At 65.7% G+C, this 24,324-nt stretch carries 21 protein-coding genes and 2 pseudogenes; 10 read left to right on the top strand and 13 right to left on the bottom strand.

Annotation, left to right across the window (positions count from 1 at the left end; genetic code table 11):
* Positions 1-12 precede the first annotated feature (12 nt).
* From Mschef_RS08240 to Mschef_RS08215, 6 genes are all read left to right on the top strand, one after another.
* On the top strand, positions 13-717 hold the full coding sequence (locus Mschef_RS08240; protein ID WP_081127348.1) for a DUF4194 domain-containing protein: 705 nt from the start codon (positions 13-15) through the stop codon (positions 715-717).
* Entirely contained in the window at positions 710-4,132 is a 3,423-nt protein-coding gene (locus tag Mschef_RS08235) for an ATP-binding protein (protein WP_081127345.1), read from the top strand. Before Mschef_RS08240 ends, Mschef_RS08235 begins: the two co-directional genes overlap by 8 nt.
* A complete protein-coding gene (locus tag Mschef_RS08230) occupies positions 4,129-5,343 on the top strand; it encodes a DUF3322 domain-containing protein (protein ID WP_081127343.1) in 1,215 nt (404 codons plus the stop codon). The genes Mschef_RS08235 and Mschef_RS08230 overlap by 4 nt, the downstream gene beginning before the upstream one ends.
* 256 nt (positions 5,344-5,599) lie before the next feature.
* Positions 5,600-7,534 (top strand): ECF transporter S component family protein, encoded by a 1,935-nt coding sequence (locus Mschef_RS08225; protein ID WP_136256346.1) that lies wholly within the window; start codon positions 5,600-5,602, stop codon positions 7,532-7,534.
* Positions 7,535-7,592: 58 nt separating this feature from the next.
* Complete coding sequence (locus Mschef_RS08220) at positions 7,593-8,747, top strand: glycosyltransferase (RefSeq protein ID WP_081127340.1); 1,155 nt, start codon at positions 7,593-7,595, stop codon at positions 8,745-8,747.
* Positions 8,744-9,772, top strand: a complete 1,029-nt coding sequence (locus Mschef_RS08215) for a glycosyltransferase family 2 protein (RefSeq protein WP_168708876.1) — start codon at positions 8,744-8,746, stop codon at positions 9,770-9,772. Before Mschef_RS08220 ends, Mschef_RS08215 begins: the two co-directional genes overlap by 4 nt.
* Positions 9,773-9,796: 24 nt before the next feature.
* Here the strand turns inward: Mschef_RS08215 and Mschef_RS08210 are convergent, their stop codons facing one another.
* From Mschef_RS08210 to Mschef_RS08170, 9 genes and pseudogenes are all read right to left on the bottom strand, one after another.
* Positions 9,797-10,717 (bottom strand): glycosyltransferase family 2 protein, encoded by a 921-nt coding sequence (locus Mschef_RS08210; RefSeq protein WP_081127334.1) that lies wholly within the window; start codon positions 10,715-10,717, stop codon positions 9,797-9,799.
* 11 nt (positions 10,718-10,728) lie between these two features.
* Positions 10,729-11,346: an LbetaH domain-containing protein gene (locus Mschef_RS18325; protein WP_081127331.1), complete on the bottom strand. Its 618-nt coding sequence runs from the start codon at positions 11,344-11,346 to the stop codon at positions 10,729-10,731.
* Between the two features lie 5 nt (positions 11,347-11,351).
* Complete coding sequence (locus Mschef_RS08200) at positions 11,352-12,803, bottom strand: flippase (protein WP_168708875.1); 1,452 nt, start codon at positions 12,801-12,803, stop codon at positions 11,352-11,354.
* 37 nt (positions 12,804-12,840) lie between these two features.
* Entirely contained in the window at positions 12,841-13,317 is a 477-nt protein-coding gene (locus Mschef_RS08195) for a hypothetical protein (protein ID WP_081127326.1), read from the bottom strand.
* Positions 13,314-13,613 carry a nucleotidyltransferase family protein gene (locus Mschef_RS08190; RefSeq protein ID WP_081127323.1) on the bottom strand — a complete coding sequence of 100 codons (300 nt, stop codon included), beginning with the start codon at positions 13,611-13,613 and terminating at the stop codon, positions 13,314-13,316. The genes Mschef_RS08195 and Mschef_RS08190 overlap by 4 nt, the downstream gene beginning before the upstream one ends.
* An 80-nt stretch (positions 13,614-13,693) precedes the next feature.
* Positions 13,694-13,894, bottom strand: a pseudogene (locus Mschef_RS08185) (glycosyltransferase family 2 protein); the annotation flags it as partial.
* Positions 13,895-13,939: 45 nt separating this feature from the next.
* Positions 13,940-14,344: a type II toxin-antitoxin system VapC family toxin gene (locus Mschef_RS08180; RefSeq protein WP_081127320.1), complete on the bottom strand. Its 405-nt coding sequence runs from the start codon at positions 14,342-14,344 to the stop codon at positions 13,940-13,942.
* Positions 14,345-14,602: a type II toxin-antitoxin system Phd/YefM family antitoxin gene (locus Mschef_RS08175; RefSeq protein ID WP_081127318.1), complete on the bottom strand. Its 258-nt coding sequence runs from the start codon at positions 14,600-14,602 to the stop codon at positions 14,345-14,347.
* Between the two features lie 111 nt (positions 14,603-14,713).
* Positions 14,714-15,562 (bottom strand): glycosyltransferase family 2 protein, encoded by an 849-nt coding sequence (locus Mschef_RS08170; protein ID WP_081127315.1) that lies wholly within the window; start codon positions 15,560-15,562, stop codon positions 14,714-14,716.
* A gap of 423 nt (positions 15,563-15,985) precedes the next feature.
* Between Mschef_RS08170 and pilB the strand changes: the two genes are divergently transcribed.
* The 4 genes and pseudogenes from pilB to coaE all read left to right on the top strand — a co-directional run bounded on the left by pilB (position 15,986) and on the right by coaE (position 20,578).
* Positions 15,986-17,719 (top strand): type IV-A pilus assembly ATPase PilB, encoded by a 1,734-nt coding sequence (pilB, locus tag Mschef_RS08165; protein WP_081127312.1) that lies wholly within the window; start codon positions 15,986-15,988, stop codon positions 17,717-17,719.
* A gap of 11 nt (positions 17,720-17,730) precedes the next feature.
* Positions 17,731-18,996 carry a type II secretion system F family protein gene (locus Mschef_RS08160; protein ID WP_081127310.1) on the top strand — a complete coding sequence of 422 codons (1,266 nt, stop codon included), beginning with the start codon at positions 17,731-17,733 and terminating at the stop codon, positions 18,994-18,996.
* A gap of 64 nt (positions 18,997-19,060) precedes the next feature.
* A pseudogene (locus tag Mschef_RS08155) lies at positions 19,061-19,950 on the top strand (prepilin peptidase).
* Entirely contained in the window at positions 19,943-20,578 is a 636-nt protein-coding gene (gene coaE / locus Mschef_RS08150) for a dephospho-CoA kinase (protein WP_081127309.1), read from the top strand. Before Mschef_RS08155 ends, coaE begins: the two are co-directional and overlap by 8 nt.
* 434 nt (positions 20,579-21,012) lie before the next feature.
* Here the strand turns inward: coaE and Mschef_RS08145 are convergent, their stop codons facing one another.
* From Mschef_RS08145 to lgt, 4 genes are all read right to left on the bottom strand, one after another.
* Positions 21,013-21,963: a Nudix family hydrolase gene (locus Mschef_RS08145; protein ID WP_168708874.1), complete on the bottom strand. Its 951-nt coding sequence runs from the start codon at positions 21,961-21,963 to the stop codon at positions 21,013-21,015.
* Positions 21,960-22,469, bottom strand: coding sequence for a dihydrofolate reductase (locus tag Mschef_RS08140; protein WP_081127308.1), 510 nt, complete (start codon positions 22,467-22,469; stop codon positions 21,960-21,962). Before Mschef_RS08140 ends, Mschef_RS08145 begins: the two co-directional genes overlap by 4 nt.
* Positions 22,466-23,260, bottom strand: a complete 795-nt coding sequence (locus tag Mschef_RS08135; protein WP_081127307.1) for a thymidylate synthase — start codon at positions 23,258-23,260, stop codon at positions 22,466-22,468. Before Mschef_RS08135 ends, Mschef_RS08140 begins: the two co-directional genes overlap by 4 nt.
* Before the next feature lie 63 nt (positions 23,261-23,323).
* Complete coding sequence (lgt, locus tag Mschef_RS08130) at positions 23,324-24,310, bottom strand: prolipoprotein diacylglyceryl transferase (protein ID WP_425480079.1); 987 nt, start codon at positions 24,308-24,310, stop codon at positions 23,324-23,326.
* Positions 24,311-24,324 lie beyond the last annotated feature (14 nt).

Genomic DNA, 24,324 nt, shown 5'->3' with positions numbered 1-24,324 from the left:
AAAGTGAAAAACATGAACGACGCGCTGCACGAGAACGATTCGGTAGAGACCCCGCCAAGCGCGCTGCCGGCGGTGCCCGAGCTGTCGCAACTCATGGTGCACTTGCTCAAGGGCGTGCTCTACCGCGACGACGACGAGCACCTGTGGGCCAGCCTGCTGCGCCTGCAGGCACGAGTGCGGGAACAGGCCGCGGTGCTGCTGCTCGATCTGGTGCTGGACGAGGCCGAGGGCCACGCCTTCCTGAAGAGCCGTCCGGACCCGGACGAGTCGGAGGGGGCGCCGCGCCTGCCAAGACTCGTCGCCCGCCGGCCACTCTCCTATGCGGTGAGCCTGATGCTGGCGCTGCTGCGCAAGCGCATGGCCGAGTTCGACGCCGGCGCTGGCGACACCCGGCTGGTGCTCTCGCGTGACGAGATCGCCGAGCTGATGCGGGTGTTCCTGCCCGATGGCACGAACGAGGCCCGGCTGATCGACCAGGTGGACGCGACGATCACCAAGATGGTCGATCTGGGGTTTCTGCGCCGACTCAAGCCTGCTGCCGGCAGTGCGCAGGACCGAGGGCACTATGAGGTGCGGCGCATCCTGAAGGCCTTTGTCGACGCACAGTGGCTGGCCGAATTCGACGCGCGGTTGGAGGTCTACCGCACGGCGCTGTCCGCAGTACCCGCCGAATCGACCGACAAGGTAACAGCCAGCAAGGGAGTGCCCGATGCTTGAGTCGTCGACGCTGGGCCTGGACTTCATGGCCGACAACAGCCGGGTGGGCTTTCGGCTGCAGCGGCTGGAAGTGCTCAACTGGGGCACTTTCGACAAGCGTGTCTGGCGCTACGCGCTCGACGGCCGCAATGGCCTGCTCACGGGCGACATCGGTTCGGGCAAGTCCACGCTGGTCGATGCCATCACGACCTTGCTCGTGCCGGCGCATCGCGTGGCCTACAACAAGGCGGCCGGGGCGGATTCCCGCGAGCGCTCCTTGCGGTCCTACGTACTGGGCCACTACAAGAGCGAGCGCAACGAGGTCACGGGCAGCGCCCGTCCTGTGGCACTGCGCGATGCGTCGAGCTACTCGGTCATCCTCTGCGTCTTCCGCAACGAGGGCTACGACCAGGCCGTGACGCTGGCCCAGGTCTTCTGGCTGAAGGATCCCCAGGGCCAACCCGCGCGTCTGTTCGTGGCTGCCGAGCGGGCCCTCGCCATCGCCGATGACTTCAGCGGCTTCGGCAGCGACATCACCGCCCTGCGCAAGAAGCTGCGCGGCGCGGGCTGCGAGCTGTTCGACAGCTTCCCGCCTTACGGGGCCTGGTTCCGCCGTCGCTTCGGCATTGAGCACGAGCAGGCCCTGGAGCTGTTCCACCAGACCGTCTCGATGAAGTCGGTGGGCAACCTTACCGACTTCGTGCGCAGCCACATGCTGGAGCCCTTCGACTCCGGGCAACGCATCGAGGCCCTGATCCGCCATTTCGACGACCTGGACCGGGCGCATCAGGCGGTGCTCAAGGCCAAGCGGCAGGTGGACTTGCTGACGCCCCTGGTCGCGGACGGCGCGCGCCATCAGGCGCTGGTCGCCGCGATCCAGGACTGGCGGGATGCTCGCGACCAGCTTCGGCCGTACTTCGCCCGGCTCAAGGGCGAGCTGCTGGACCGCCGCCTCGGCCTGCTGGCGGAGGATGCGGTCCGGCTCGATGCGCAGATCGAGCGCCTGGACGCGCAGCGTGAGACCGAGCGCGTTGATATCGGCCGCCTGGAGCGGGCTCTGCGAGACAACGGCGGCGACCGCCTGGAGGAGCTGGCGGCGAAGACTCGCCGTCTGGAGCAGGACAAGGAACAACGCCAGAAGAAGTCCGACCGCTTCCAGGAGCTGCTGGCCCGCATCGATGAGGCGGCGCCGACCGATGAAGCGGGCTTCCTCACCCAACAGCAAGGCATTGCCCAGCGTGCCGAGGGATTGCGCGGACGCATTGCCGACCTTGACAACCGCGAGCGCGAGGAGGACTTCACGTTCCGCAAGGGCCGTGAAGAGCACACCGCCTTGTCCGACGAGATCGAAAGTCTCCAGCGGCGCAAGAGCAACATCGATGCCGCCCAGATCCGCATCCGCGATGCGCTGTGCGCGGCGCTGTCGATCGGTGAGGACGAACTGCCCTTCGCGGGCGAGCTCATTCAGGTGCGTGACGACGAGCGCGAGTGGGAAGGTGCCGCCGAGCGGCTGCTGCGCGGCTTCGGCCTCGCGCTGCTGGTCCCGGGCGCGCACTACAAAGCCGTTGCGGACTGGGTGGACCGCCAGCATCTCGGCGCCCGGCTGGTGTACTTCCATGTGCTGCAGAGGAAGGCCGGTCAAGCCGCTGGCGGCGCCAGCCTGCATCCGCAGTCGCTGGTGCGCAAGCTCGTCATCAAGGCGGATTCGCCGCACTACGAGTGGCTGGAACAGGAGCTTCGCCAGCGCTTCGACGTGGCCTGCTGCGCCAGTAGCGAGCAGTTCCGTCGCGAAGCCCGCGCCATCACGCGCGCCGGTCAGATCAAGGACCCGAGCGGGCGCCACGAGAAGGATGACCGCAGCCGCATCGATGATCGCAGCCGCTACGTGCTCGGCTGGAGCAATGCCGACAAGCTGCGTGCGTTGCGCGATCAGCGGCAGCGCCTGGAGGAACGACTTGCCACGCTGGGGCAACGCATCGGCGAGATCCAGCAGGCGCGCAAGGAGCTACAAGGACGGCTGGAGACGCTCGCACGCCTGGAGGAATTCACGCGCTTCGCGGATATCGACTGGATGAGCCTGGCCCGCCAGATTGCCGCGCTCACCGAGGAACGTGCACGGCTGGAAGCCGCATCGGACACGCTGCAGGAGCTCGGGCGTCAGCTCAAAGCGGCGCAAGATCGGCTCGCGGATACAGAACGCAAGCGCGACGAGGCCCGGGACAAACGTACTGAGGTCGCAACCAAGCGTGCGGCGGCACAGGACCTGTGGAATCAGACGGCCCGGATTTGGGACGACGCGCCGCTGACCGGGGTGCAGAGCGAGCGTCTGGATGGCTGGCGCTCGCAAGCGCTGGGCGAGCATCAACTGTCGGTCGAGTCCTGCGACAACCGGGAGCAGGAGGTGCGCAAGTGGCTGCAGGAGCGCATCGACGCGGAGGACAAGCGCCTGGCCCGTCTGACCGAGCGCATCGTCAATGCCATGCGCGGCTTCAAGGAAGAGTTCAAGGCCGAGACCGTCGAGATGGACGTGAGCCTGGCGGCGCTGCCGGAGTACGAGCGGATGCTCACCGGCTTGAAGGGCGACGACCTGCCGCGATTCGAGGCGCGCTTCAAGGAGCTGCTGAACGTCAACACGATCAACGAGATCGCCAACTTCAACGCCCAGCTCGCCCGTGAGCGGGAGAAAATCCGGGAGCAGATCGACACCATCAACCGCTCGCTCGCCGCCATCGATTACAACCCTGGCCGGTTCATCCTGCTGGTGGTGCTGCCCAGCCCGGATGCAGAGATCCGGGACTTTCAGCAGGATCTGCGCGCGTGCACCGAGGGCGCGCTGACGGGATCAAGCGATGAACAGTATTCGGAAGCCAAATTCTTGCAAGTCAAGACCATCATCGACCGCTTCCGGGGCCGTGAAGGACTGTCGGACGCCGACCGGCGTTGGACCGCCAAGGTCACCGACGTGCGCAATTGGTTCCTCTTCTCGGCCAGCGAGCGCTGGCGCGCCGACGGTACCGAGCACGAGCACTACTCGGATTCGAGCGGCAAGTCGGGTGGTCAGAAGGAGAAGCTGGCATATACCGTGCTGGCCGCGAGCCTCGCCTACCAGTTCGGGCTGGAGTGGGGCGCCGTTCGTTCGCGGTCATTCCGCTTCGTGGTCATCGACGAGGCTTTCGGGCGCGGGTCGGACGAGTCGGCACAGTACGGGCTGCGCCTGTTCCAGCAGCTCAACCTGCAGTTGTTGATCGTCACGCCGCTGCAGAAGATCCACATCATCGAGCCCTTCGTGGCCAGCGTGGGCTTCGTGCACAACGAGGGCGGGCGCGACTCGCGGCTACGCTGCCTGTCGATCGAGGAGTACCGGGCGCACAAAGCCGCGGAGACGGCGGAGGGCATGGCCGAAGCCAGGTCTGCCGGAGACGGCGCGGCATCATGAACTGGACCACGCCGGCCGATTTGCGCACCCAGGTCCAACGCTTGTGGGATCGGGGCGACTTGATGCGTGCGGTGGTCACGGACACCACTTCGTGGCCGCTGCGCCTGAATCTGAAGGCCCCCAGTGCCGCGGACCTGTCTGACCGCTTCGAAGCAGTTCGTGACTGGGTGCGCGCCGTCGCCGATACCCCGCAGGTTCGGATCGAATGGCGGGAGTGGAACCACCGCGTCCAGGGGACGCAGCGGCTCCCGGCGGCCGTCCGGCTCGACACCCTGCAAGACGCCTTGGCCTTCATCGGCAAGGCTCGGCAAGCGCAGCGGTTCGAGGCGGTGTGGCAGCAGACGGCAGCCGCGCAGCCGCCGCTGCTGGCGTGGCTGTCTCGGCGGCCGATCCAGGCGCTGGAACTGGTCGACCGCTGGGAGCGTCTGCTGGCCATCGTCGCATGGCTGCAGGCCCATCCTCGACCGGCCGTGTACCTGCGCCAGGTCGACGTGCCCGGCTTGGACAGCAAGTTCATCGAGGCCCACCGAGGCGTGTTGGCCGAGCTGCTGGACCTGGCTCTGCCACCAGAAGTCATCGAGACCGATGCGACCGGCGTCGCGCGGTTCACACGCCGATTCGGCTTCCTGGACAAGCCCGTCCGGATTCGGTTTCGCCTGCTCGACCCGGCCTTGCCCAGCCTGCCGGGCTGCGAAGGCCTGCCCGACATCACCCTGGACGCCGCGAGCTTCGCGGCGCTGGCGCTACCCGTCGAGCGCGTCTTCATCACCGAGAACGAGACCAACTTCCTCGCCTTCCCGGAGGTGGCGGACGCCATCGTCGTCTTCGGCGCGGGCTACGGTTGGGAGGCGCTGTCGCGCGCCTCGTGGCTGCATCGATGCCATCTGCACTACTGGGGCGACATCGACACCCACGGATTCGCCATCCTCGACCAGTTGCGTGACTACTTTCCGAATGCGGCGTCCTTTCTCATGGACCTGGAGACGCTGCTTGCCCATCGCTCGCACTGGGGCGAGGAGCCCGACCCTGCGCGCCACGACCTGGCGCGTCTCACACCCGAGGAGGCGGCCGTCTATGACGACCTCAGATTCGATCGCCACCAGCCCCGGCTGCGGCTGGAGCAGGAGCGCGTGGGCTTTGGCTGGTTGTGCGATCGACTGGCGTGTATCCCCTTGGGAGCCCTCGTGGCCCCGCCGCCGCCTCGCTCGTAAGCTCGGGAGGCGCTTTTCATCTGGGCAAACTACCCGCCACCAATTGAATATTTTCTGGTGCGCCCGGCAGGGCGCACCTGCCTGGAACCGCAGGGCTTGCCGCGCCGCGCCTGTGCGTGGGCAGGCCCTGTACGGGAATGACAGCCCACGCGGCCATGTGCCCGACGGCGGCGCGAGCGCTCGCGATCAGCGCGCGCCGCATGTCACACTTGAGCCCACGCACCCCTGCCCGCGTACCGGTATCCGGAGCCCCGCCTTGAGTTCGCACACCAGCCTGCGCCAGCGCCTGACCCCGTTCCTGTTTCCGCTGTTCATGCTGCTGACGCTGGCGGTGTACTGGCCGGGTCTGTACGGCGGCTACACCTTCGACGACTACCCCAACATCGTCGACAACAGCGCGCTGCGTCCCGCGCATGTGGACATCAAGACCCTGCTTGCCGCGGCCTTGTCCTCGCCGTCCAGCCAGTTCAAGCGCCCGCTGTCCTCGCTGACGTTCACCGCCAACTGGCTGCTGACCGGCACGGACCCGTTCTGGTTCAAGCTGACCAACGTGCTGATCCATCTCGGCAACGGCGTCCTGCTGTTCTGGCTGACGCGGCGCCTGCTGCGCGCGGCCAAGCCCGGCATCGAACCACTGCATGAGATGTGGGTGGCGGCGCTGATCACCGGCGGCTGGCTGCTGCTGCCGGTCAACCTCACCGCGGTGCTGTACGTGGTGCAGCGCATGGAGAGCCTGGGCAATCTGTTCGTGCTGGCCGCGCTGCTGGGCTATGTGCGCGGACGCATGCGCATGCAGCGCGATGGACGCGGCTTCTGGGGCGCGGCGATCTCGCTGGCGGTGTTCACCGCGATCGGCTTCACCGCCAAGGAAGACGCGGCGATGGCGCCGTTCTACGCGCTGCTGATCGAGTGGCTGCTGTTCCACGGCCGCAGCTACGCCGACCAGCGCCGCGATCACCGCATCGACTGGCTGTTCGTGGTGGTGCTGCTGTTGCCGGGCGTGATCGGCTTGGCCTGGCTGCTGCCCGGAATCATGGACCCGGTGACCTGGGCGACGCGCGATTTCACCCTCAGCCAGCGCCTGATGACCGAAGCGCGCATCGTCATGGATTACGTCGCATGGATCATCGTGCCGACGCCGCACGGACTGAGTTTCTACCACGACGACATCCACATCTCGACCGGACTGCTCAGCCCATGGACCACGCTGGCGGCGATGGCCGGCATCGCCGCGCTGATCGCCTTCGCGCTGGTGGTGCGCAAGCGCCTGCCGTTGGTCGCGCTGGGCATCGCGCTGTTCTTCGCCGGGCAGTTGATGACCGGTACGGTGATCCCGCTGGAACTGGTGTTCGAGCAGCGCAACTACTTTCCCAGCTTCGCCATGCTGCTGGCCATCGTGCCGCTGCTGGCCGCGCCGGGCGCGGCGCTGCCGCTGGCGCGCGGCACTTTGCTGGGCGCGCTGTTCGCGCTGTGGATCGGCATGACCGCGCTCACGTCGTGGGCCTGGGGCAACCCGCTGCGTCTGGCGCAGCAACTGGTGCTGCGCGCGCCGGATTCGCCGCGCGCGCAGTACGAGCTGGGCCGCACCTGTATCGTGATGTCCAATTACAACCCCGATTCGCCGTTCACGCCGCTGGCCTACGCGCCGCTGCAGCGCGCGATGAACCTGCCTGATTCGTCGATCCTGCCCGAGCAGGCGCTGATCTTCTTCAACGCGCGTCTGCATCGGCCCATTCAGCAGGAATGGTGGACGCGCATGATCGCGCGCCTCACCGATCGTACCCCCGGCGTGCAAGAGGAAAGCTCGCTGCAGGCGCTCACCACCTGCGCGCGCCAGGGCTTGTGCGACTTGCCCAAGCACGAGATGGTCGCCGCGTTCCAGGCCGCGCTCAACCATCACCGCCAGTCCGGGCGCATCCTGCAGGTGTATGGCGACTACACGCTCAACGTGCTGCACGACACCGCCGCGGCAATGACGCTGTTCCGCCGTTCGGTGGAAGCGTCACCGGGCGAACCGATTTACCGCGTCACCCTGGTGCGCCTGCTAGCCGTCACCGGACACCTCGATGCCGCGCGCCGCGAGTTCGCCAAAATTCGCCCCGATCAGCGCCTGATGCTCGGCCCGAGTACCGTGCACCAGCTCGTATCCTGTCTGGCGCCAGGGCAGAACGGTACGGGCTGTGCCAATTGACGACTGGCGAGGCAACGACTGAAACCGATGGTCTTTACACGACCACTCCTGAGTTCCGATGAGCCTGCCTGACTCCATGGCGAGTCGGCGTGACGCAAAGCCTGCGCAAAAGCGCCTGACCGTGGCCTATGTACTTGCCTATCGCGCGCCCGATTTCATCCGCAGTCGGAGCCTGCTAATTGCGCTTGAAGCCTGCGACGGCATCAAATTGACCGTTGCGCGCAATCACAGCACAGGCATGGCCCGCTACTTCGAAACCTGGCGCGCGCTGCGCCAGCTGCGCAAATCGTTCGCGCCCGATCTGTATGTGCTTGGTTTTCGCGGGCACGAGATGTACTGGCCCGTGCGCTGGCTTACGCGTGGCAAGCCACTGGTTTTCGATGCATTGATGTCACCGTCCGCCTCCTTGCACGAGGAAAACAAGACCGGGTTTATCGGGCAGATGATCGCGCCACTGCTGCGCTGGCTGGAAATTGGCATCCTGCATGATGCCGATCTGGTGTTGACCGACACCGAACAGCACATCGACTTTTATGTCGATCGATACGAATTGCCCCGCAAGAAATTGTTGGCGGTTCCGGTCGGAGCCTTGGAGGGTGCCACCACCCCAGATCAGCAAGACCAACACTCCGTGCAAAACGCGTTCTCAGTGCTTTTCTACGGCTCGATGCTGCCGCTTCATGGTGTCGATGTGATCGTGGCTGCCGCTGCGCAGTTGCGGGATCTGCCCATCCGTTTCGACTTTATCGGTGGCGGTGCAAAGCAGGCACGTCGCCTGCGTCAGCTTTGCGAGCGCCTTGGCGTCACGCGATACACCCACCGCGCCTGGGTGCCGTTGCATGAACTGGTGGATACGGAGATTCCCCGCGCCGACCTTTGCCTTGGCGGCCCGTTCGGCGGCACGCCACAAGGCCGCCGCGTCATCACCAGCAAGACCTCGCAAGCGCTCGCACTGGGCAAGGCCACGGTCATCGGCGCGATCGACGAAGACATCGGATGGATCGACAAAGACAACTGCCTGCTGGTGCCACAGGCGGATCCTGATGCGCTTGTTGCTGCACTGCGCTGGGCTTTCGCCGAGCGCAACGCGCTATCACGCATCGGCGCGCGCGGACACACGCTGTACCAGCAAAAGCTCTCGGTTCACGCGATCGCGCAGCGGCTCTGTCCGGCATTGCGCGAATTGCACGATCGATGGAGGACCGGGCGATGAGTCGCGCACTCGACACGCCGCCACGGATCAGCGTCTGCATCGCCAACTACAACGGCGAAAGCATGCTGCGCGACTGCCTCAATTCGGTTTACGCGCAAAGTGGCGATTTCCGAATCGAGGTGCTCCTGCACGATGACGCTTCCACCGATGGCTCGGTATTTTTGGTCCGGCACGAATTCCCTGATGTGCAGGTGATCGAAAGCCGCGACAACGTGGGTTTTTGCATCAGCAACAACCGCATGGCGGAAGCCGCACGCGGGCACTATCTGCTGCTGCTCAACAACGATGCCGTGCTGCGCCCGGGCAGCCTCGATGCCCTGTTGCATGAGGCGTGCGACACCACAATCCCAGCGGTGCTCGGGTTGCCGCAATACACCCTGCACGACGGCAATCTGGTCGATCGCGGCTACGAGTTCGACCTGTTCATGAACCCGATCCCCGTCTTCACCACCGGCGTGCACGAAGTGGCCACCGCGACAGGCGCCTGCCTCTGGATTCCGCGCGAGGTCTGGAGTGCCGTCGGCGGGTTTCCGCCCTGGTTCGAGTCCATCGCCGAGGACATTTATCTTTGTCAGGCCGCACGACTGCTTGGCTACCCCACGCGCGTGCTGGACGCGCCCGGCTTCGATCACTGGATCGGCAAGAACCTGGGCGGCGGCAAAGTGATGGATGACAAGCTCAAAACCACCGCGCGCCGCCGCGCCCTGAGCGAGCGCAACAAGACAGCTGTGATGCTGCTCTGCTATCCCGCCTGGGCGCTGCTGGCTCTGCTGCCCATCCACGCGCTGCTGCTGGGTATCGAGGCGTCGTTTCTGTGGCTTGCCGGATCAGGTCGCGGCAAGATCAAGTGTATTTACGGCACGATCCTGCCTGGCCTCTGGCGGCACCGCAAAGACATCAGCGCGCTGCGACGCAGTTTGCACGCCAGGCAAAAACAATCCGGCTGGCGCTTCATGCGCCGCTTTCACTGGCTGCCGCACAAACTGCGCATGCTGCTGCGCCACGGTGCGCCGGAAATCGGATAGTCGCAAACCAAGGCGACGCAACCACTACCCCTGCCACGGCCCCATGCGCCCGCGCAGGCCGTCCCACAGGCCGCGCAGCCCCATGCGCAAGGCCGCGAGGCGCTGCCGGCCGAATACGGTTTGGGTGTAGATGACGCCGAGGATGTTCCAACCACTGCGCAGCTTCCAGCGCCAGGGAATGAATGGCAGGCGGCACAGCGCCACAAAGTTGCGGATACGGTAGTACACCCGCACCGGGCTGTAGGCGCTCTCCTGCCGCCAGCCGAAGTACCACACGCGCAGCGCCTGGTCGCCCATGCTGTGGAACATCACCGCCGCGCCCACGCCGAACAGTGAAAAACCCGCCGCACGGGCGCGGTGGCTCCATTCGATATCCACGTTGTCGATGAAAAAATCCTCGCGCATGGGCCCGACTTCGTGCAGCACCTGCGCGGGAACCAAGGTGCCGGAGGTGATCAGCGTCAGCGCCTCGATGGCGGGATGCGTCGCATCGGGTCGCTGGTGGCCATAGAAAAACTTGCCCGGCACGACGGCCTGGAATGGAAAGGTGATGCCGGTGTGGCGGTCGGTATACGTGGGGCCGACGGCGCCGACGCGCCGCCCCTCGTGGATCAGCGCTTCCTGCGCGCGCAGCAACTCGGCCACCATGTCGGCTGCGGGCAGGCTGTCCTGATCGCTCAGCAGCACATGCGTGGCCTCTGCGGCCAAGGCCGCGTCGATGCCCACATTCAGCGCGCGGGCGATGCCGAAGTTATCGCCCAGGCGGATCAGGTGCAGTGCGGGTTGCGGCAACGCGGCGCATAGCGCTTCCACGCGCCGGTCTGCTGCGGGCGTGTTGTCCACCACGAACACGCCTGCGGTTTGCGCAAGCAGCGTATCGAGCAGGGCGCGCAGCACCTCGGTGTCGGGTTGATAAGAAACGACGACTGAAAATACACATGGCATGGCAATAATGATTACCTTGAAATCACACGTGCTGGATTGCCGGCGACAACAGCACCCGACTCAACGCTTTTTGTAACTACGGCGTTCGCTCCAATTATTGCCCCAACGCCAATGGATACTCCAGGCATGATGCAAACGCCATCGCCTATCCAAACCCGTTCTCCGATGGCGACACCACCGCGAGAATTCAAATTGCGCAATGCAGGGTGTGTACCTTTGGCTTGTGGTTCATCAAAACCGGGTTTCCCGTGGAAATGATCGGTTATCAGAACATTACTGCCAATCAAAACATCATCCGCGATTTTAATATCATTAACCGCTGCAATGTGAACGCGGTTCATGAAAATTACGTTGTTGCCGATCGCTATTTGAGGTTTGTGTGTTTGGCCGCCATACGCGGAAATTGCTTCTATCCAAAAGTCATCACCAGCTCGGAAATTAGCTCCCAAACTGATATATTTAACACCTCTTATTTTTGATTTTCTTCCAATGCGAACATTATCCGAAGAAAAAATTTTTGAGTAAACTGCCGATCTCAATGACTCGGCGAATATCTCCTTGGTGCGTATAATTGTCATTAACGCGCCATTTTCGGCGTTGAAGCCTATCATTCGCTTATATATGCCCATATGACTCAGCTATTTGCAGACTTGCGAAAAACAACCAATAAAACGCGAAAAAAAGTAGCGGCAGCATAAATAATAACTAGTAACATTAATGCAATTTGTGCCATTCCATGAAGTACATAAATTGCAAATAAGAGAATTGTCGTCGCGAAGCACAGCAACCCCGCGCCTCTTGCCAGCGTCGCGCGCAAGGGCTGTTGCAGCCACCACGCGGTGCCGTACAGCAGCGCGGCATCCAGTGCCACGCGCAGCGTCCACGCCAGCGCGGCGCCGGTAATGCCGAACCAGTGCACACCCGCAACCAGCAGCACGGCGAACACCGGCAGTTCCAGCAGGTGCAGCTTGGCGGTCAGGTCCGAGCGGCCATACGCCTGCAGCAGGGCGTAGGGCAGATGCGCGGCGCTGTTGAGAAAAATACCGATCAGCAACAGTTGCAGCACGGGCGCGGCTGGGCCGGCAAAACTCGCATTGAGCCAGAGTGCCAGCAAGGGATGCGCGAACACCGCCACCACAAGGACGGCGGGCAGCACCAGCACCACCACCGCGCGGATGGCGAGGGCCAAAAGCCGGGTCGAGGCTTCGGGCCGGGACTGCGTTTCCGCCAGCGCTGGGAACAGCGCGTTCATCGCGGTTTGTGGCAGTGACGTGGCGCGAAACGCGGTATCGAATGGCACGGTGTAATACGCCACCGTCGCGGGCGGAAACAAACTGGCCAGATAAAAACGGTCGGCATAGACCATCAGTGGGCCGATGAGGTTGCTCACCGACAGCCAGCCGCCAAAGTGCAGCGCGTGGCGCAGATCAGCGCGGCTGGACGTTACGCCCGGCTCGCGCGGCAGCAGGCGCTGCAACTGCGTGAGCCACAGCGCCATCCACGCCACGCGCGTGGCGGCCAGCGCGGCGATCACCCAGCCGATGTCGGGGCGGATCAGCGCCACGATCACCGGCAGGCCGAATTGCAGCAGGCTCATCGGCATGCGCCACAGGCTGAGCAGGCGGAATTGCTGCAAGCCCTCCAGCGTGCCCATGGCCCCGGTGGCGGCTAGTGCGAAGGGGATGGACAGCGCCAGCGCGCGCAGGCCGAAAAGGGTTTCGCGCGCCATCTCGCCGCTGAGCGAAAACAATCGGTCCACCAGAAACGGCGCGGCCCACCACAGCGCCACCAGCCACAGCACGCCAAACCCGGCGAGCAGGCCGATGACGCGCCACACCAGCGCCGCCACCTGTGCCCGCGAACGGCCTTGCCCCAGGCTGCTGGACACGGTTTGCGTGAGCGCGCGGCTGAGGCCGAGATCGAACAGCCCGGAAAACCCGATCAGGCCCAACGCGAGGGTGAACACACCCAGCCGTGCAGCCCCCAATGCGTGCAGGAGGATGGGCAGCGCCACCAGCCCGACGCCCAGCGACACCAATTGCCCGCCGACATTCCACAAGGCGTTGTGCGCGACCTTGCGGCTCATGACCTGCAGCCATCGATGGCGTGCTGCGGCACCCGGTTTACGCCCAACCCCGGCGCGCGGTTTCGTCAATGAGACGCTGGGCCGTTTCGAGCAGCACGGGGACATAGCGATGTCCAGCCTGGAGATTGCTGGCCAGCATGCTTAGGTCATCGACGTATTCGTGAATCATCTGATTGCGCAGTCGGCGCGCTTCGATCCATCCATCGGCTGACACGATCCAGCCCAGGCGCTCGGCACGATCAAGGTTGTCGATCACCGCCCCGATCGGTTCCTGCAACGCTTGCAGGAGCGCCGGCACGAACTTGTCACCCACGGTGTCCTGCAAGCGTGCAAAGCGCGCCACGAAGGCATCCAGCCGCTCGGCCATCACGACATCAGCTTCCATCGACTGCAAGCGCTCCGGCGTCAACGGCGAAGCGAAAAGCCGCGCGTCGGTGGCGCGTAGATGCAACGACTCACGTTGCACGATTTTCACCAGGAATCGCAAGCGTTCCAGATTGCCAGGTGCATTCACAGCAACACTCCGTCACGCAGGGCGACATCATGAATCGGCAGGCGCATGAGGTTGGGCGCGGCCAGCACCACATCGACCTTGCGCCCGTACATCGCGCGGCTCACGCGCACTGAAAACCTTGCACTGGCGAGGCCAGGCTCGGTCACTGGCGTGTCGAGCTCCACCAGCAAATCCACGTCGCCGCCGCGCGCGGCGTCATCCACGCGCGAGCCGAACAGCCGCACCCGCGCGCCAGCGCCGAATTGCTCGACGGCCAGTTGCTTGATCGCGGCGATATGGTGCGCGTCGAGTCGCATGCGACTTCCCGTGGTGATGCTGCATCAGTTTAACCCCATGCCCGACGGCCAAGTCCCGAAGCCGGCCAGCGCAAAAACTCTCACGCATCGCGCCGATACGTCAGGTTGGTGATCTGCTCGGAGATCAGCCCGATCAAGAACACGATGACCGCGGCGCTCCACAGCAGCGTGCTCATGTTGGTCAGGCGGCCGGTGTCGATGTAGGTGTGCAGGTAGTTGATCAGACCGAGCACGAAAAACAGCGCGCTGACCGGCAGGAACAGCTTCAGCGGCGAGTACAGCAACAGGCCCGGTTTGCCGGTGGCGATGTTCATCCGTACAGCCTCTCAGTGCACCACGCCCACGCCCGCCGCCATGGCCGCCTCGGCCAGTGCGGCATCCTGCGTGGCGATGGGCAACTGCAGGCGCAGGGCCAGTTCCAGATAGGCCGCGTCATAACTGGACAGGTCGTAACGCAGCGCGAGCGAGAGAACGGTCTGGGTGGCAGGTGGCTGCGCATCGACGGCGATCGGCAAGACGGCAATCTGCTCGGCCACCTCGCGCGCCTGACTGGCGATCATCGCGCCGCGCTTGCATGCAGTACGCAGCACGTTGGCAAGTTCCAGAGGCCACAGTCCTGGCGCGATGGCACCATCATCCAGCAGCCGCCGTGCGATGGCCTCGGTGTAGTCGGTTGATTGATTGGCCAGAAACCAGCCGCACACGACCGAGTTGTCGATGACGAAGGGCATTCAGTCCGCGCCTTCGCGGGTGATGGCCTTGAGGTCACCGTCCAGTGGGATGCTCGCACGCAGGCCGCGCAGCCGCTCAAAGCCAGCAGCGATGCGTTTGCGTGCCTCGTTGCGGCCGGTCTTGCCGGCGGTGGGCTCCGCGATCAGCCGGGCCACGGGTGCGCCGCGACGGGTGATCGACACGGTCTCACCCTGCTCCACGGCTGCGAGCAGCTCCGAGAATCGATTCTTGGCTTCGTAGACCGGCACGATTTTCATGGCGCGCTCATTTGGCGATATGGCTAGCCATATTTTAGCCGCGGTCGAGGACGCGTTCAATCATGCCGCATCCTGCGCTCCGCCTGGCCAGGAGCGGCGGTCACGAAACCCTCACCCCTCGCGCTTGTACGTCAGGTTGGTGATCTGCTCGGAGATCAGCCCGATCAGGAACACGATGACCGCGGCGCTCCACAGCAGCGTGCTCATGTTGGTCAGGCGGCCGGTGTCGATGTAGGTGTGCAGGTAGTTGATCAGGCCGAGCACGAAAAACAGCGCGCTGACCGGCAGGAACAGTTTCAGCGGCGAGTACAGCGTGGCGATCTTGAAGATGATCAGCAAAAAGCGCACGCCGTCGCGCAGCGGTTTGATGTGGCTCTTGCCGACGCGTTTGGCCACGGCGATGGGCTCGTAGGCCACCGCATAGGCGCTGCGGAAAAACGCCATGGTGCTGGTGGTCGGATACGAGAATCCATTCGGCAGCAGGTGCAGGAACTCGCGAAACTTGTCCGCGCGCACGGCGCGGAAGCCGCTGGTCAGGTCCAGCACCTTGTGCCCGGTCATCCAACTGGCCATGCGGTTGTAGAAGCTGTTGGCCAGGCCGCGCCCGACCCCGGCCTGGCCGGACCAGGCGCGCGCGCCGACGACCATGTCGTAGCCGGTGTCGAGACGCGCCAGCAGGCGCTCGATGTCGGCCGGATCGTGCTGGCCGTCGGCATCCATGAACACCAGCACGTCACCGCGCGCCGCGCGCGCGCCGCGTTTGATCGCCGCGCCGTTGCCCATTGAATAGGGTGAACCGAGGCAGCCCACGCCGTGTTGCGCGCACAGCGCGCGGGTGTTGTCGGTGGAGCCGTCGTCGATGACCAGGATCTCGGCCACGGGTTGCGCCGCGCGCAGGCGCGGCAGCAGATCGGCCAGCGCCGGCGCCTCGTTCTTGGCGGGCAGGATGATGCTGAGCAAGGCAGTCCCCGATGGCGAGCCGCGTGGGCGAGCGCGGCGATGATACGCGATGGCCGCCTGGGCCGGCGCGCACAAACCCAGCCGCGTGCTTGCGGACCGGTGCCGCGCGTGCGGACGGCGCGAGGCGTCATCCCTGTGCAAGCGGGGATCGCCGCATCGGCAACCGTGCACGTCATCGCACACGCATGCGGCACGTCTGGATCCCCGCTCGGCGCTGCGTGCCGTTCGCGATGACGAGCAGGAAGACCGCGCCGTCCATGGATGACGAATCAGGGTGTGATTCGCATTGCAAAGGTGACGCGCATCATGCTTGCGCGGGTCTATCGGAAAAAGTCGGGGGTCCGGGATGCCCCGATGCCTTGCGTTTTGCGGTAGATTCGCAGCAACGACGGGGGGTTAGACCGGATTCTTATGGCAACTCAGATGAATGCACCGCCGCTGGCGGGCCTGACCGGAGTGGCGCGCCGCCTGGTGGCCGAGGGCGCGCTGAGCGAAGCCGATGCACGCAGCGCGGTGCAGGATGCGGCCAGCGCGCGACTGCCGCTGGCACGGCATCTGGTGCAGAACGCCCTCGTCGATACGCAGCGGGTGATGTCTGCGCTGTCGGCCGAATTCGGCGTGCCGGTGCTGGACCTGGAGGCCATCGACCTTGCCCAGGTGCCGATCAAGCTGGTCAGCGAGGACCTGTTGCGCAAGCACCGCGTACTGCCGCTGTTCAAACGCGGCAACCGCCTCACGCTGGGCACGGGCGACCCGGCCAACTCGCATGCCATGGACGAGATCAAGTTCCACTCGAACATGATCGTCGAGGCGGTGCTGGTCAACGATTCCGCGCTGGAAGCCGCCATCGACGCGGCCCTGCAAAGCGCCGCCACCACCATCAGTGGCCTCGATGGCGACGACGATCTCGATGCGCTGACGCTGGAGGGCGAGGCCGGCGCCGCGCAGGACGATGCGGCGACCAACGCCGCGCCCGGCGACGAGGCGCCGATCGTCAAGTACGTCAACAAGATCCTGCTCGATGCGATTCGCCGCGGCGCCTCGGACATCCACTTCGAACCCTACGAGAAGTTCTATCGCGTGCGCTACCGCATCGACGGCGTGCTGCGCACCGTGTCCAACCCGCCGGTGCAGCTCACCCCGCGCATCTCGGCGCGCCTCAAGGTGATGGCGCAGCTCGACATCGCCGAGCGCCGCGTGCCGCAGGACGGGCGCATGAAGCTGAGCATCGGCAAGGGCCGCTCGATGGACTTCCGCGTCAGCTCGCTGCCGATCCTGGCTGGCGAGAAAATCGTGCTGCGCATCCTCGATGGCGGCGCGGCCAAGCTGGGCATCGAGAAACTTGGCTACGAGGACGATCAGCGCCAGGAGTTTCTCGCCGCCATCCACAAACCCCATGGCATGGTGCTGGTGACCGGTCCCACCGGCTCGGGCAAGACCGTGTCGCTGTACACCGCGCTCAATATCCTCAACACCGAGGGACGCAACATCTCGGCGGCCGAGGACCCGGTGGAAATCCGCCTGCCGGGTATCAATCAGGTGCAGGTGAACGAGAAGAAAGGCATGACCTTCGCCAAGGCCCTGCGCGCGTTCCTGCGCCAGGATCCCGACGTGATCATGGTCGGCGAGATTCGCGACACCGAGACCGCCGAGATCGGCATCAAGGCGGCGCAGACCGGGCACTTGGTGCTCTCCACCCTGCACACCAACGACGCGCCGCTGACCATCGCGCGCCTGATGAACATGGGTATCGCGCCCTACAACATCACCTCGGCGGTGCTGCTGGTCATCGCGCAACGCCTGGCGCGGCGCCTGCATGACTGCAAGAAGCCCATGCAGCCGCTGCCACCAGGCGCGCTCAAGGCCGAGGGTTTCAGCGACGCGCAGATCGCCGAAATCGAGGCCGGGCGCATCACCTTGTACGACGCCGCCGGCTGTCCGCATTGCAACGAAGGCTACAAGGGCCGCACCGGCATCTACCAGGTGATGCCGATGACCGAAGAAATCCAGCGCATCGTGCTCGAAGGCGGCAACGCCTTGCAGATCGCCGCCGCGGCCAAGGCCAGTGGCGTGCGCGACCTGCGCGGCTCGGCGCTGGTCAAGGTCATCAACGGGGTCACCAGCCTCGCCGAAATCAACCGCGTGACCAAGGACTGAGGGGAATAGCAATGGCCATCGCCGCCACCGCCAAGAAACGTCCGGACACGGGTGCCGCGCGCGCCGAAATCTCGCGCCTGACCACCTACACCTGGATCGCGCTGGACAAGCGCGGTCAGAAGATGCGCGGCGAAATGCCGTCCAAGAACGCCAGCCTGGTCAAGGCCGAGCTGCGCCGCCAGGGCATGAACCCGCAGACGGTGAAGGAAAAGGCCAAGCCGCTGTTCGGCGCCGCCGGCAGCAGCATCAAACCACGCGACATCTCCATCTTCAGTCGCCAGATCGCGACGATGATGAAATCCGGCGTGCCCATGGTGCAGGCCTTCGAGATCATCGCCGGCGGCCAGCGCAACGTGCGCATGAAGAACCTGCTCACCGACATCAAGACCTCGCTGGAAGGCGGCAATTCGCTGCACGAGGCGCTGGCGCAGCATCCGGTGCAGTTCGACGAGCTGTATTGCAACCTGGTCAAGGCCGGCGAGGCGGCTGGCGTGCTCGACACCGTGCTGGACACGGTCGCCACCTACAAGGAGCGCATGGAGGCGATGAAGGCCAAGATCAAGAAAGCCATGTTCTATCCGGCCATGGTGCTGTCGGTGGCGGTCATCGTCAGCCTGGTGCTGCTGATCTTCGTGGTGCCGGTGTTCTCCAAGGTGTTCAAGGACGCCGGCGCGGCCATGCCGGCGTTCACGCAGATGATCATCAACGCCTCGGATTTCGTGAAGAACGACGGCATCTTCATCCTGGTGGTACTGGTCGCGATCATTGTCGGACTGGTGATGCTGTACAAGCGTTCGACGGCCTTCGCGCAAGCGCTGGATCGCATGTCGCTGAAGATCCCGATCATCGGCAATATCCTGCGCGAGTCGGCGATCGCGCGCTTCGCGCGCACGCTGGGCGTCACCTTCAAGGCCGGCGTGCCGCTGGTCGAGGCGCTGGATGCCGTCGCCGGCGCCACCGGCAGCGTGGTCTACGGCAACGCGGTGCGGCAGATGCGCGAGGACATCTCGGTGGGCCACAAGCTGGAACTGGCCATGCGCCAGACCGACCTGTTTCCGAACATGGTGGTGCAGATGACCGCCATCGGCGAGGAATCCGGCGCGCTGGACACCATGCTGTACAAGATCGCCGAGTTCTACGAGGAAGAAGTGAACAACGCCGTCGATACCCTGAGCACGCTGCTGGAACCGCTGATCATGGTGATCATCGGCATCCTCGTCGGCGGCATGGTGATCGGCCTGTACCTGCCCATCTTCAAGCTGGCCGGCACGTTCTGATCCGCCGCCCCACTCAACTTTTCCGGGCCCGCCGCGCGCGGGCCCGCGCTTATGGAACCTGCGCATGAGCCTGTTCAGCGCCCTGCCCGCCGTGTACTGGATTCTTGCCGCGGGCGTGCTCGGGCTGCTGGTCGGCAGCTTTCTCAACGTGGTGATCCTGCGCCTGCCCGAACGCCTGCTGCACGGCTGGCGCCGCGAGGCCACGGCGATCCTTGCCGAAGCGCGCGGCGAAGCCGAGCCCGCAGCCGCAGCTGAACCCGCCGCCCCCCCGGCATCGTGCGCGAGCCATCGCATTGCCCGCGGTGCAAGCATCGCCTGGCCGCGTGGGACAACATTCCGCTGCTGTCGTGGCTGCTGCTGCGCGGGCGCTGCCGTTACTGCAAGGCGTCGATCTCCATCCAGTATCCGCTGGTCGAATTGCTCAGCGGCGTGCTCAGCGCAGTGGCCATCTGGCACTTCGGCGCCAATGCCCAGGGCGTGGCCGCGGTGGTGTTCACCTGGGTGCTGATCGCGGCCTCCGGCATCGACCTGCGCACGCAACTGCTGCCCGACCAGCTCACCCTGCCGCTGCTGTGGCTGGGTCTGCTGCTGGCACTGTTGCCGGTGTTCGTGGACCCGGTGCAGGCGATCCTCGGCGCGGCGCTGGGTTACCTGGCGCTGTGGAGCGTGTACTGGGCGTTCAAGCTGCTCACCGGCAAGGAGGGCATGGGCTATGGCGATTTCAAGCTGCTCGCCGCGCTGGGCGCATGGATGGGCGCGTGGGCGCTGCTGCCGATCGTGCTAATCTCATCCCTGGTCGGCGCGGTGATCGGCTCCGCGTATCTGGCGCTCAGCCGCAAGGGTCATGGCGTGCCGATCCCGTTCGGCCCGTATCTGGCCATCGCCGGCTGGATCTGGCTGCTGGCGGGTGCGCCGCTGACGCACTGGTATCTGGGTTTTTTCATGCATGGTTGAGCGCAGCGCGCCGGTGCCGACACGCCCCTGGTCCGTGGGCCTGACCGGCGGGATCGCCGCGGGCAAGAGCAGCGTGGCCGCGGCCTTCGCCGCGCTCGGCGTGCCGGTACTGGATGCCGATCACGCCGCGCGCGTGGTGCTGGCGCCCGGCAGCGCCGGACTGGATGCCGTGATCGACCGTTTCGGCGCGGACGTGCTGCGCGACGACGGCAGCCTCGACCGCGCCGCGCTGCGCCGCCAGGTGTTCACCGATGCCGAAGCGCGGCGCGCGTTGGAGGCCATCGTGCATCCGCGCGTGCGCATCTGGCTGCGCGAACATCTGCAGGCACTCGATGCGCCCTACGCGCTGCTGGCGATCCCGCTGCTGCGCGAAACCTGGCCCGCCTACGACTGGCTGGATCGCGTGCTGGTGGTGGATGCGCCCGCGACGCTGCGGCGCGCGCGCTTGCTGCAGCGCGACGGCATCGACGCGGCGCTGGCCGATGCCATGCTCGCGGCGCAGGCCGATCGCGCCGCGCGCCTGGTGCTGGCCCATGACGTGATCGACAATCGCGGCACGCATGCCGACTTGCAGACCCGTGTGGCCGCGCTGCACGCCGGGTATTTGCGCCGCGCCGCCGCGCGCTGAACCATGTGCATGGCCCTGCCCGCCACCGCCGTGCTGCCCGATCGGCTCGTCATTCCCGCACCAGTCGGCTCGCCACCGCCGCGCAGGCACGGCCTGGCGATTTTGACTCGCCATCCCCGCGCTCTCACTGCTCGTCATGCCCGCGCAGGCGGGGATCCAGTGACTTCGGCAAGCGCTGGATGACCCGCTGCGCTGTTGAAAAGCGATCCCCGCCTGCGCGGGGATGACGAGGGACAAGGGTTTCCGGCCACGCCTTTGCAAGAGCAAGCTCTGCGCCAGCGGGAAGGACGAAAGACAAAGGCTTCCGGCCACGCCTTCGCGGGTGCAGGCTCTGCCCGGAAGGGACTGCTTGATCATGCTCGATGTCTGATCGCGATTGCGCATGCGCGGGGCACTTGCCGAAGTGCGCAAGACACATCGCGATCAGGCCGCAATCAGGCCGCGGCCAGCCCCGGCCAGAAACCGCGAATTCCGGCCACGCCCTGCGCGCCGAGCGCGCGCGCGTGCTCGTGATCGGCGGGGGTCAGACCACCGAGCGCGTACACCGGCAGCGCGGCCGTGGCGCACAGCGCGGCGAAGCGCGGCCAGCCCAGCGCCGGCGCACTCGGATGACTTGGCGTCGGCAGCACCGGGCCCAGCACGGCGAAGTCGCAATCCAGCAGCGCGGCACGCGCCAGATCCTGCGCGTCATGGCACGACGCCCCGCACCATTGCGCTTCGGGCAGCGGCCGCGCGCCCAGCGTCGCCAGTTGCCGTGCGTTCAATTGCAGCCCGCAGCCCAGCCGTAGCGCGCCGTCGATATCGCCACCCAGTAACACATCGCCATGGCGGGCCTGCGCGCGCACCAGCAACTGCGCCGCCAACGCGCGCGACTCGACCTGCGACAATTGCGGCAGGCGCAGGCGCAGCAGACAGCGCGGCCCGGACAGCGCGCGCTGCGCGGCGTCGGCCAAGGCGCGCAGATCGCCGCTGTCGGGTGTGATCAGCAAGCGCGGCGGCAGGCGCAGGGCGCGCACCGCCGGCCAGTCGGCCGCCGGCATGCGCGCGCGCGTCAACTCCGCCAGCGGCGACCAGTGCAGTGCCTGACCTTCCTGCGCCCGTACCGCGCCTTGCCAGCGCTCGACGGTGTACACATCAAGCCGCACTGCCTTGTGCGGGTAGCGCCACGACACGCGGATCAGCGGTGAGCATTCGCGCACGCTGACGCCCAGTTCCTCGCGCAGCTCGCGCGCCAGCGCCGACTCGGCGGATTCATCCGCCTCGCGCTTGCCGCCCGGAAACTCCCACAGCCCGGCCAGGTCGCCATCCGGCTTGCGTTGCGCCAGCAGTAACTGGCCCTGCGCATTGCGCAGCACGCCCGCGACAACTTCCAGCGTCGCGTTCATGTCTCGCGTCGCATGCAATCGACGAAACTGAAAGCCCAGCGATGGCGCGCATCCGGCGCATGCGCGACGCGGTCCACCTCGACCCAGTCCTGCTGCGCGAGCACGGGAAAATGCGCATCGGCATCCTCGATCTCGGTGTCGATCTCGGTCAGATGCAGGGCACGCGCATGCGGCAGCGCCAGCGTGAACACCTCGCCACCCCCAATCACGCACAGATTGGGCTCGGCGACGCACACGGCATCGAAATCGCGCACGATCTCCTGGCCGGCGAAGGGCGCGTCGTGGGCGCGGCTGAGCACCAGATTGCGCCGCCCAGGCAACATGCGGCCGATGGACAGCGCAGTGCGATAACCCATCAGCACCGGGCGTCCCAGGGTCAGCGCCTTGAAGCGCTTGAGGTCATCCGGCAAGTGCCATGGCAACGCATTGTTGCGACCGATGGCGCGCCGGCGGTCATAGGCCGCGATCACGCTCAGCCGCTGCGCGCCCGGCGGCAGCGCGCTCATACCGCCACCGGCGCCCTGATCGCGGGATGCGGCACGTAATCGTGCAGCACGATGTCCTCGGCGCTGAAGGCGAACAGATCGCGCACGGCGGGGTTCAGCTCCAACCTTGGCAGCGCCTTGGGCACGCGCGACAGTTGTTCGCGCGCCTGATCCAGATGGTTGAGGTACAGGTGCGCATCGCCCAGCGTGTGCACGAAGCTGCCCGGTCGCAGGCCGGTGACGTGCGCGATCAGGTGCGTGAGCAAGGCGTAGCTGGCGATGTTGAAGGGCACACCGAGAAACACGTCGCCCGAGCGCTGGTACAACTGGCACGAAAGCCGACCCTCGGCCACGTAGAACTGGAACAGCGCGTGGCATGGCGCCAGCTTCATCCGCGGTAGCTCGCCCACGTTCCAGGCGCTGACCAGCAGGCGGCGCGAATCGGGATTGCGGCGGATTTCCTCCACCACACCGGCGATCTGATCGACCACGCCGCCATCGGCGCAGCCCCAGGCACGCCATTGCCTGCCGTACACCGGACCCAGCTCGCCGGCGGCATCGGCCCACTCGTTCCAGATGCTGACGCCGTTCTCTTTCAGGTACGCGATGTTGGTGTCACCGCGCAGAAACCACAGCAGTTCGTGCAGCACCGATTTCCAGTGCACGCGCTTGGTGGTCAGCAGCGGGAATCCCTGCGCCAGATCGAAACGCATCTGCCAGCCGAACAGGCTGAGCGTGCCGGTACCGGTGCGGTCGTGCTTGCGCACCCCGTGCGTCAATACCTGGTCGAGCAATTCGAGATAAACCTGCATGGGCCGATTATGGCCTATCGACCGGACCCGGGTGCGCGCCGCGATCGTGTCCGCGCGGCGCGCTCAGGCCCCCGCGGGCACGCCCGGCCAAACCGGAACTGGCGGTGCTGGTTGGCGCCGCGACAGCCACAGCAGGAACAGGCCCGCCACGATCAGCGGCATCGACAGCAACTGGCCCATCGTCATCCAGCCGGTGCCCAGCAGATAACCAAGCTGCGGGTCGGGATCGCGGATGAACTCGACGCTGAAGCGGAACACGCCGTACAACAGCGCGAACCACCCCGAGATCGCATAGCGCTTGCGCGGCTTGCGCGAGTAGATCCACAGAAACACGAACAGCACGAAGCCTTCGAGAAAGCATTCCATCAACTGCGAGGGCTCGCGCGCGAAACTGTTGAGCGCGCCGGTGCGCCACAGCGCGCGAAACTGGGCGTCACTGAACCCGGCGAACTGCCCCGCCTCATGCAACTGCGCCGACGTGTAGTGCGCGCAGACCCAGTTTTTGGCGATCTGCTGCGGATCCATCGCCGCGCATTGCGAGGCCTCGCGCAGCGCGCGCGGGAAAATCATGCCCCACGGCCTGTCGGTCAGGTGTCCCCACAACTCGCCATTGATGAAGTTGCCGATGCGCCCCAGGCCGAGGCCGATCGGCACCAGCGGCGCGACGAAATCCACCGCATCGAAAAATGGCACGCGGTACTTGCGCGACCAGTACAGCCCGCCCGCCAGCACGCCCAGCAAGCCGCCGTGAAAGCTCATGCCGCCGTCCCACAACGCGAACATCTGCAGCGGGTGCGCCATGTACAGCGGCAGGTTGTAAAACACGATGTAGCCGATGCGTCCGCCGAGGATCACCCCGAGCATGCCGAAGAACAGCAGATCGGCAAAACCGTCGCGGCTGACCGGCAATCGGCCCTGCTTGCGCCGGTGCTCGCCCAGCAACCAGGCGGCGATGAACCCGCCCAGGTACATCAGCCCGTACCAGTGCACCGGCACCGGACCGATGCGGAAGGCGATGGCGTCGAGCGCGTCGAAATAGGGCAGATGCATGGAATTCCGGCTGG

The sequence above is a fragment of the Metallibacterium scheffleri genome (assembly GCF_002077135.1).
In the GTDB taxonomy this organism is placed as follows: domain Bacteria; phylum Pseudomonadota; class Gammaproteobacteria; order Xanthomonadales; family Rhodanobacteraceae; genus Metallibacterium; species Metallibacterium scheffleri.
This window is presented reverse-complemented; position numbering and strand designations above follow the sequence as displayed.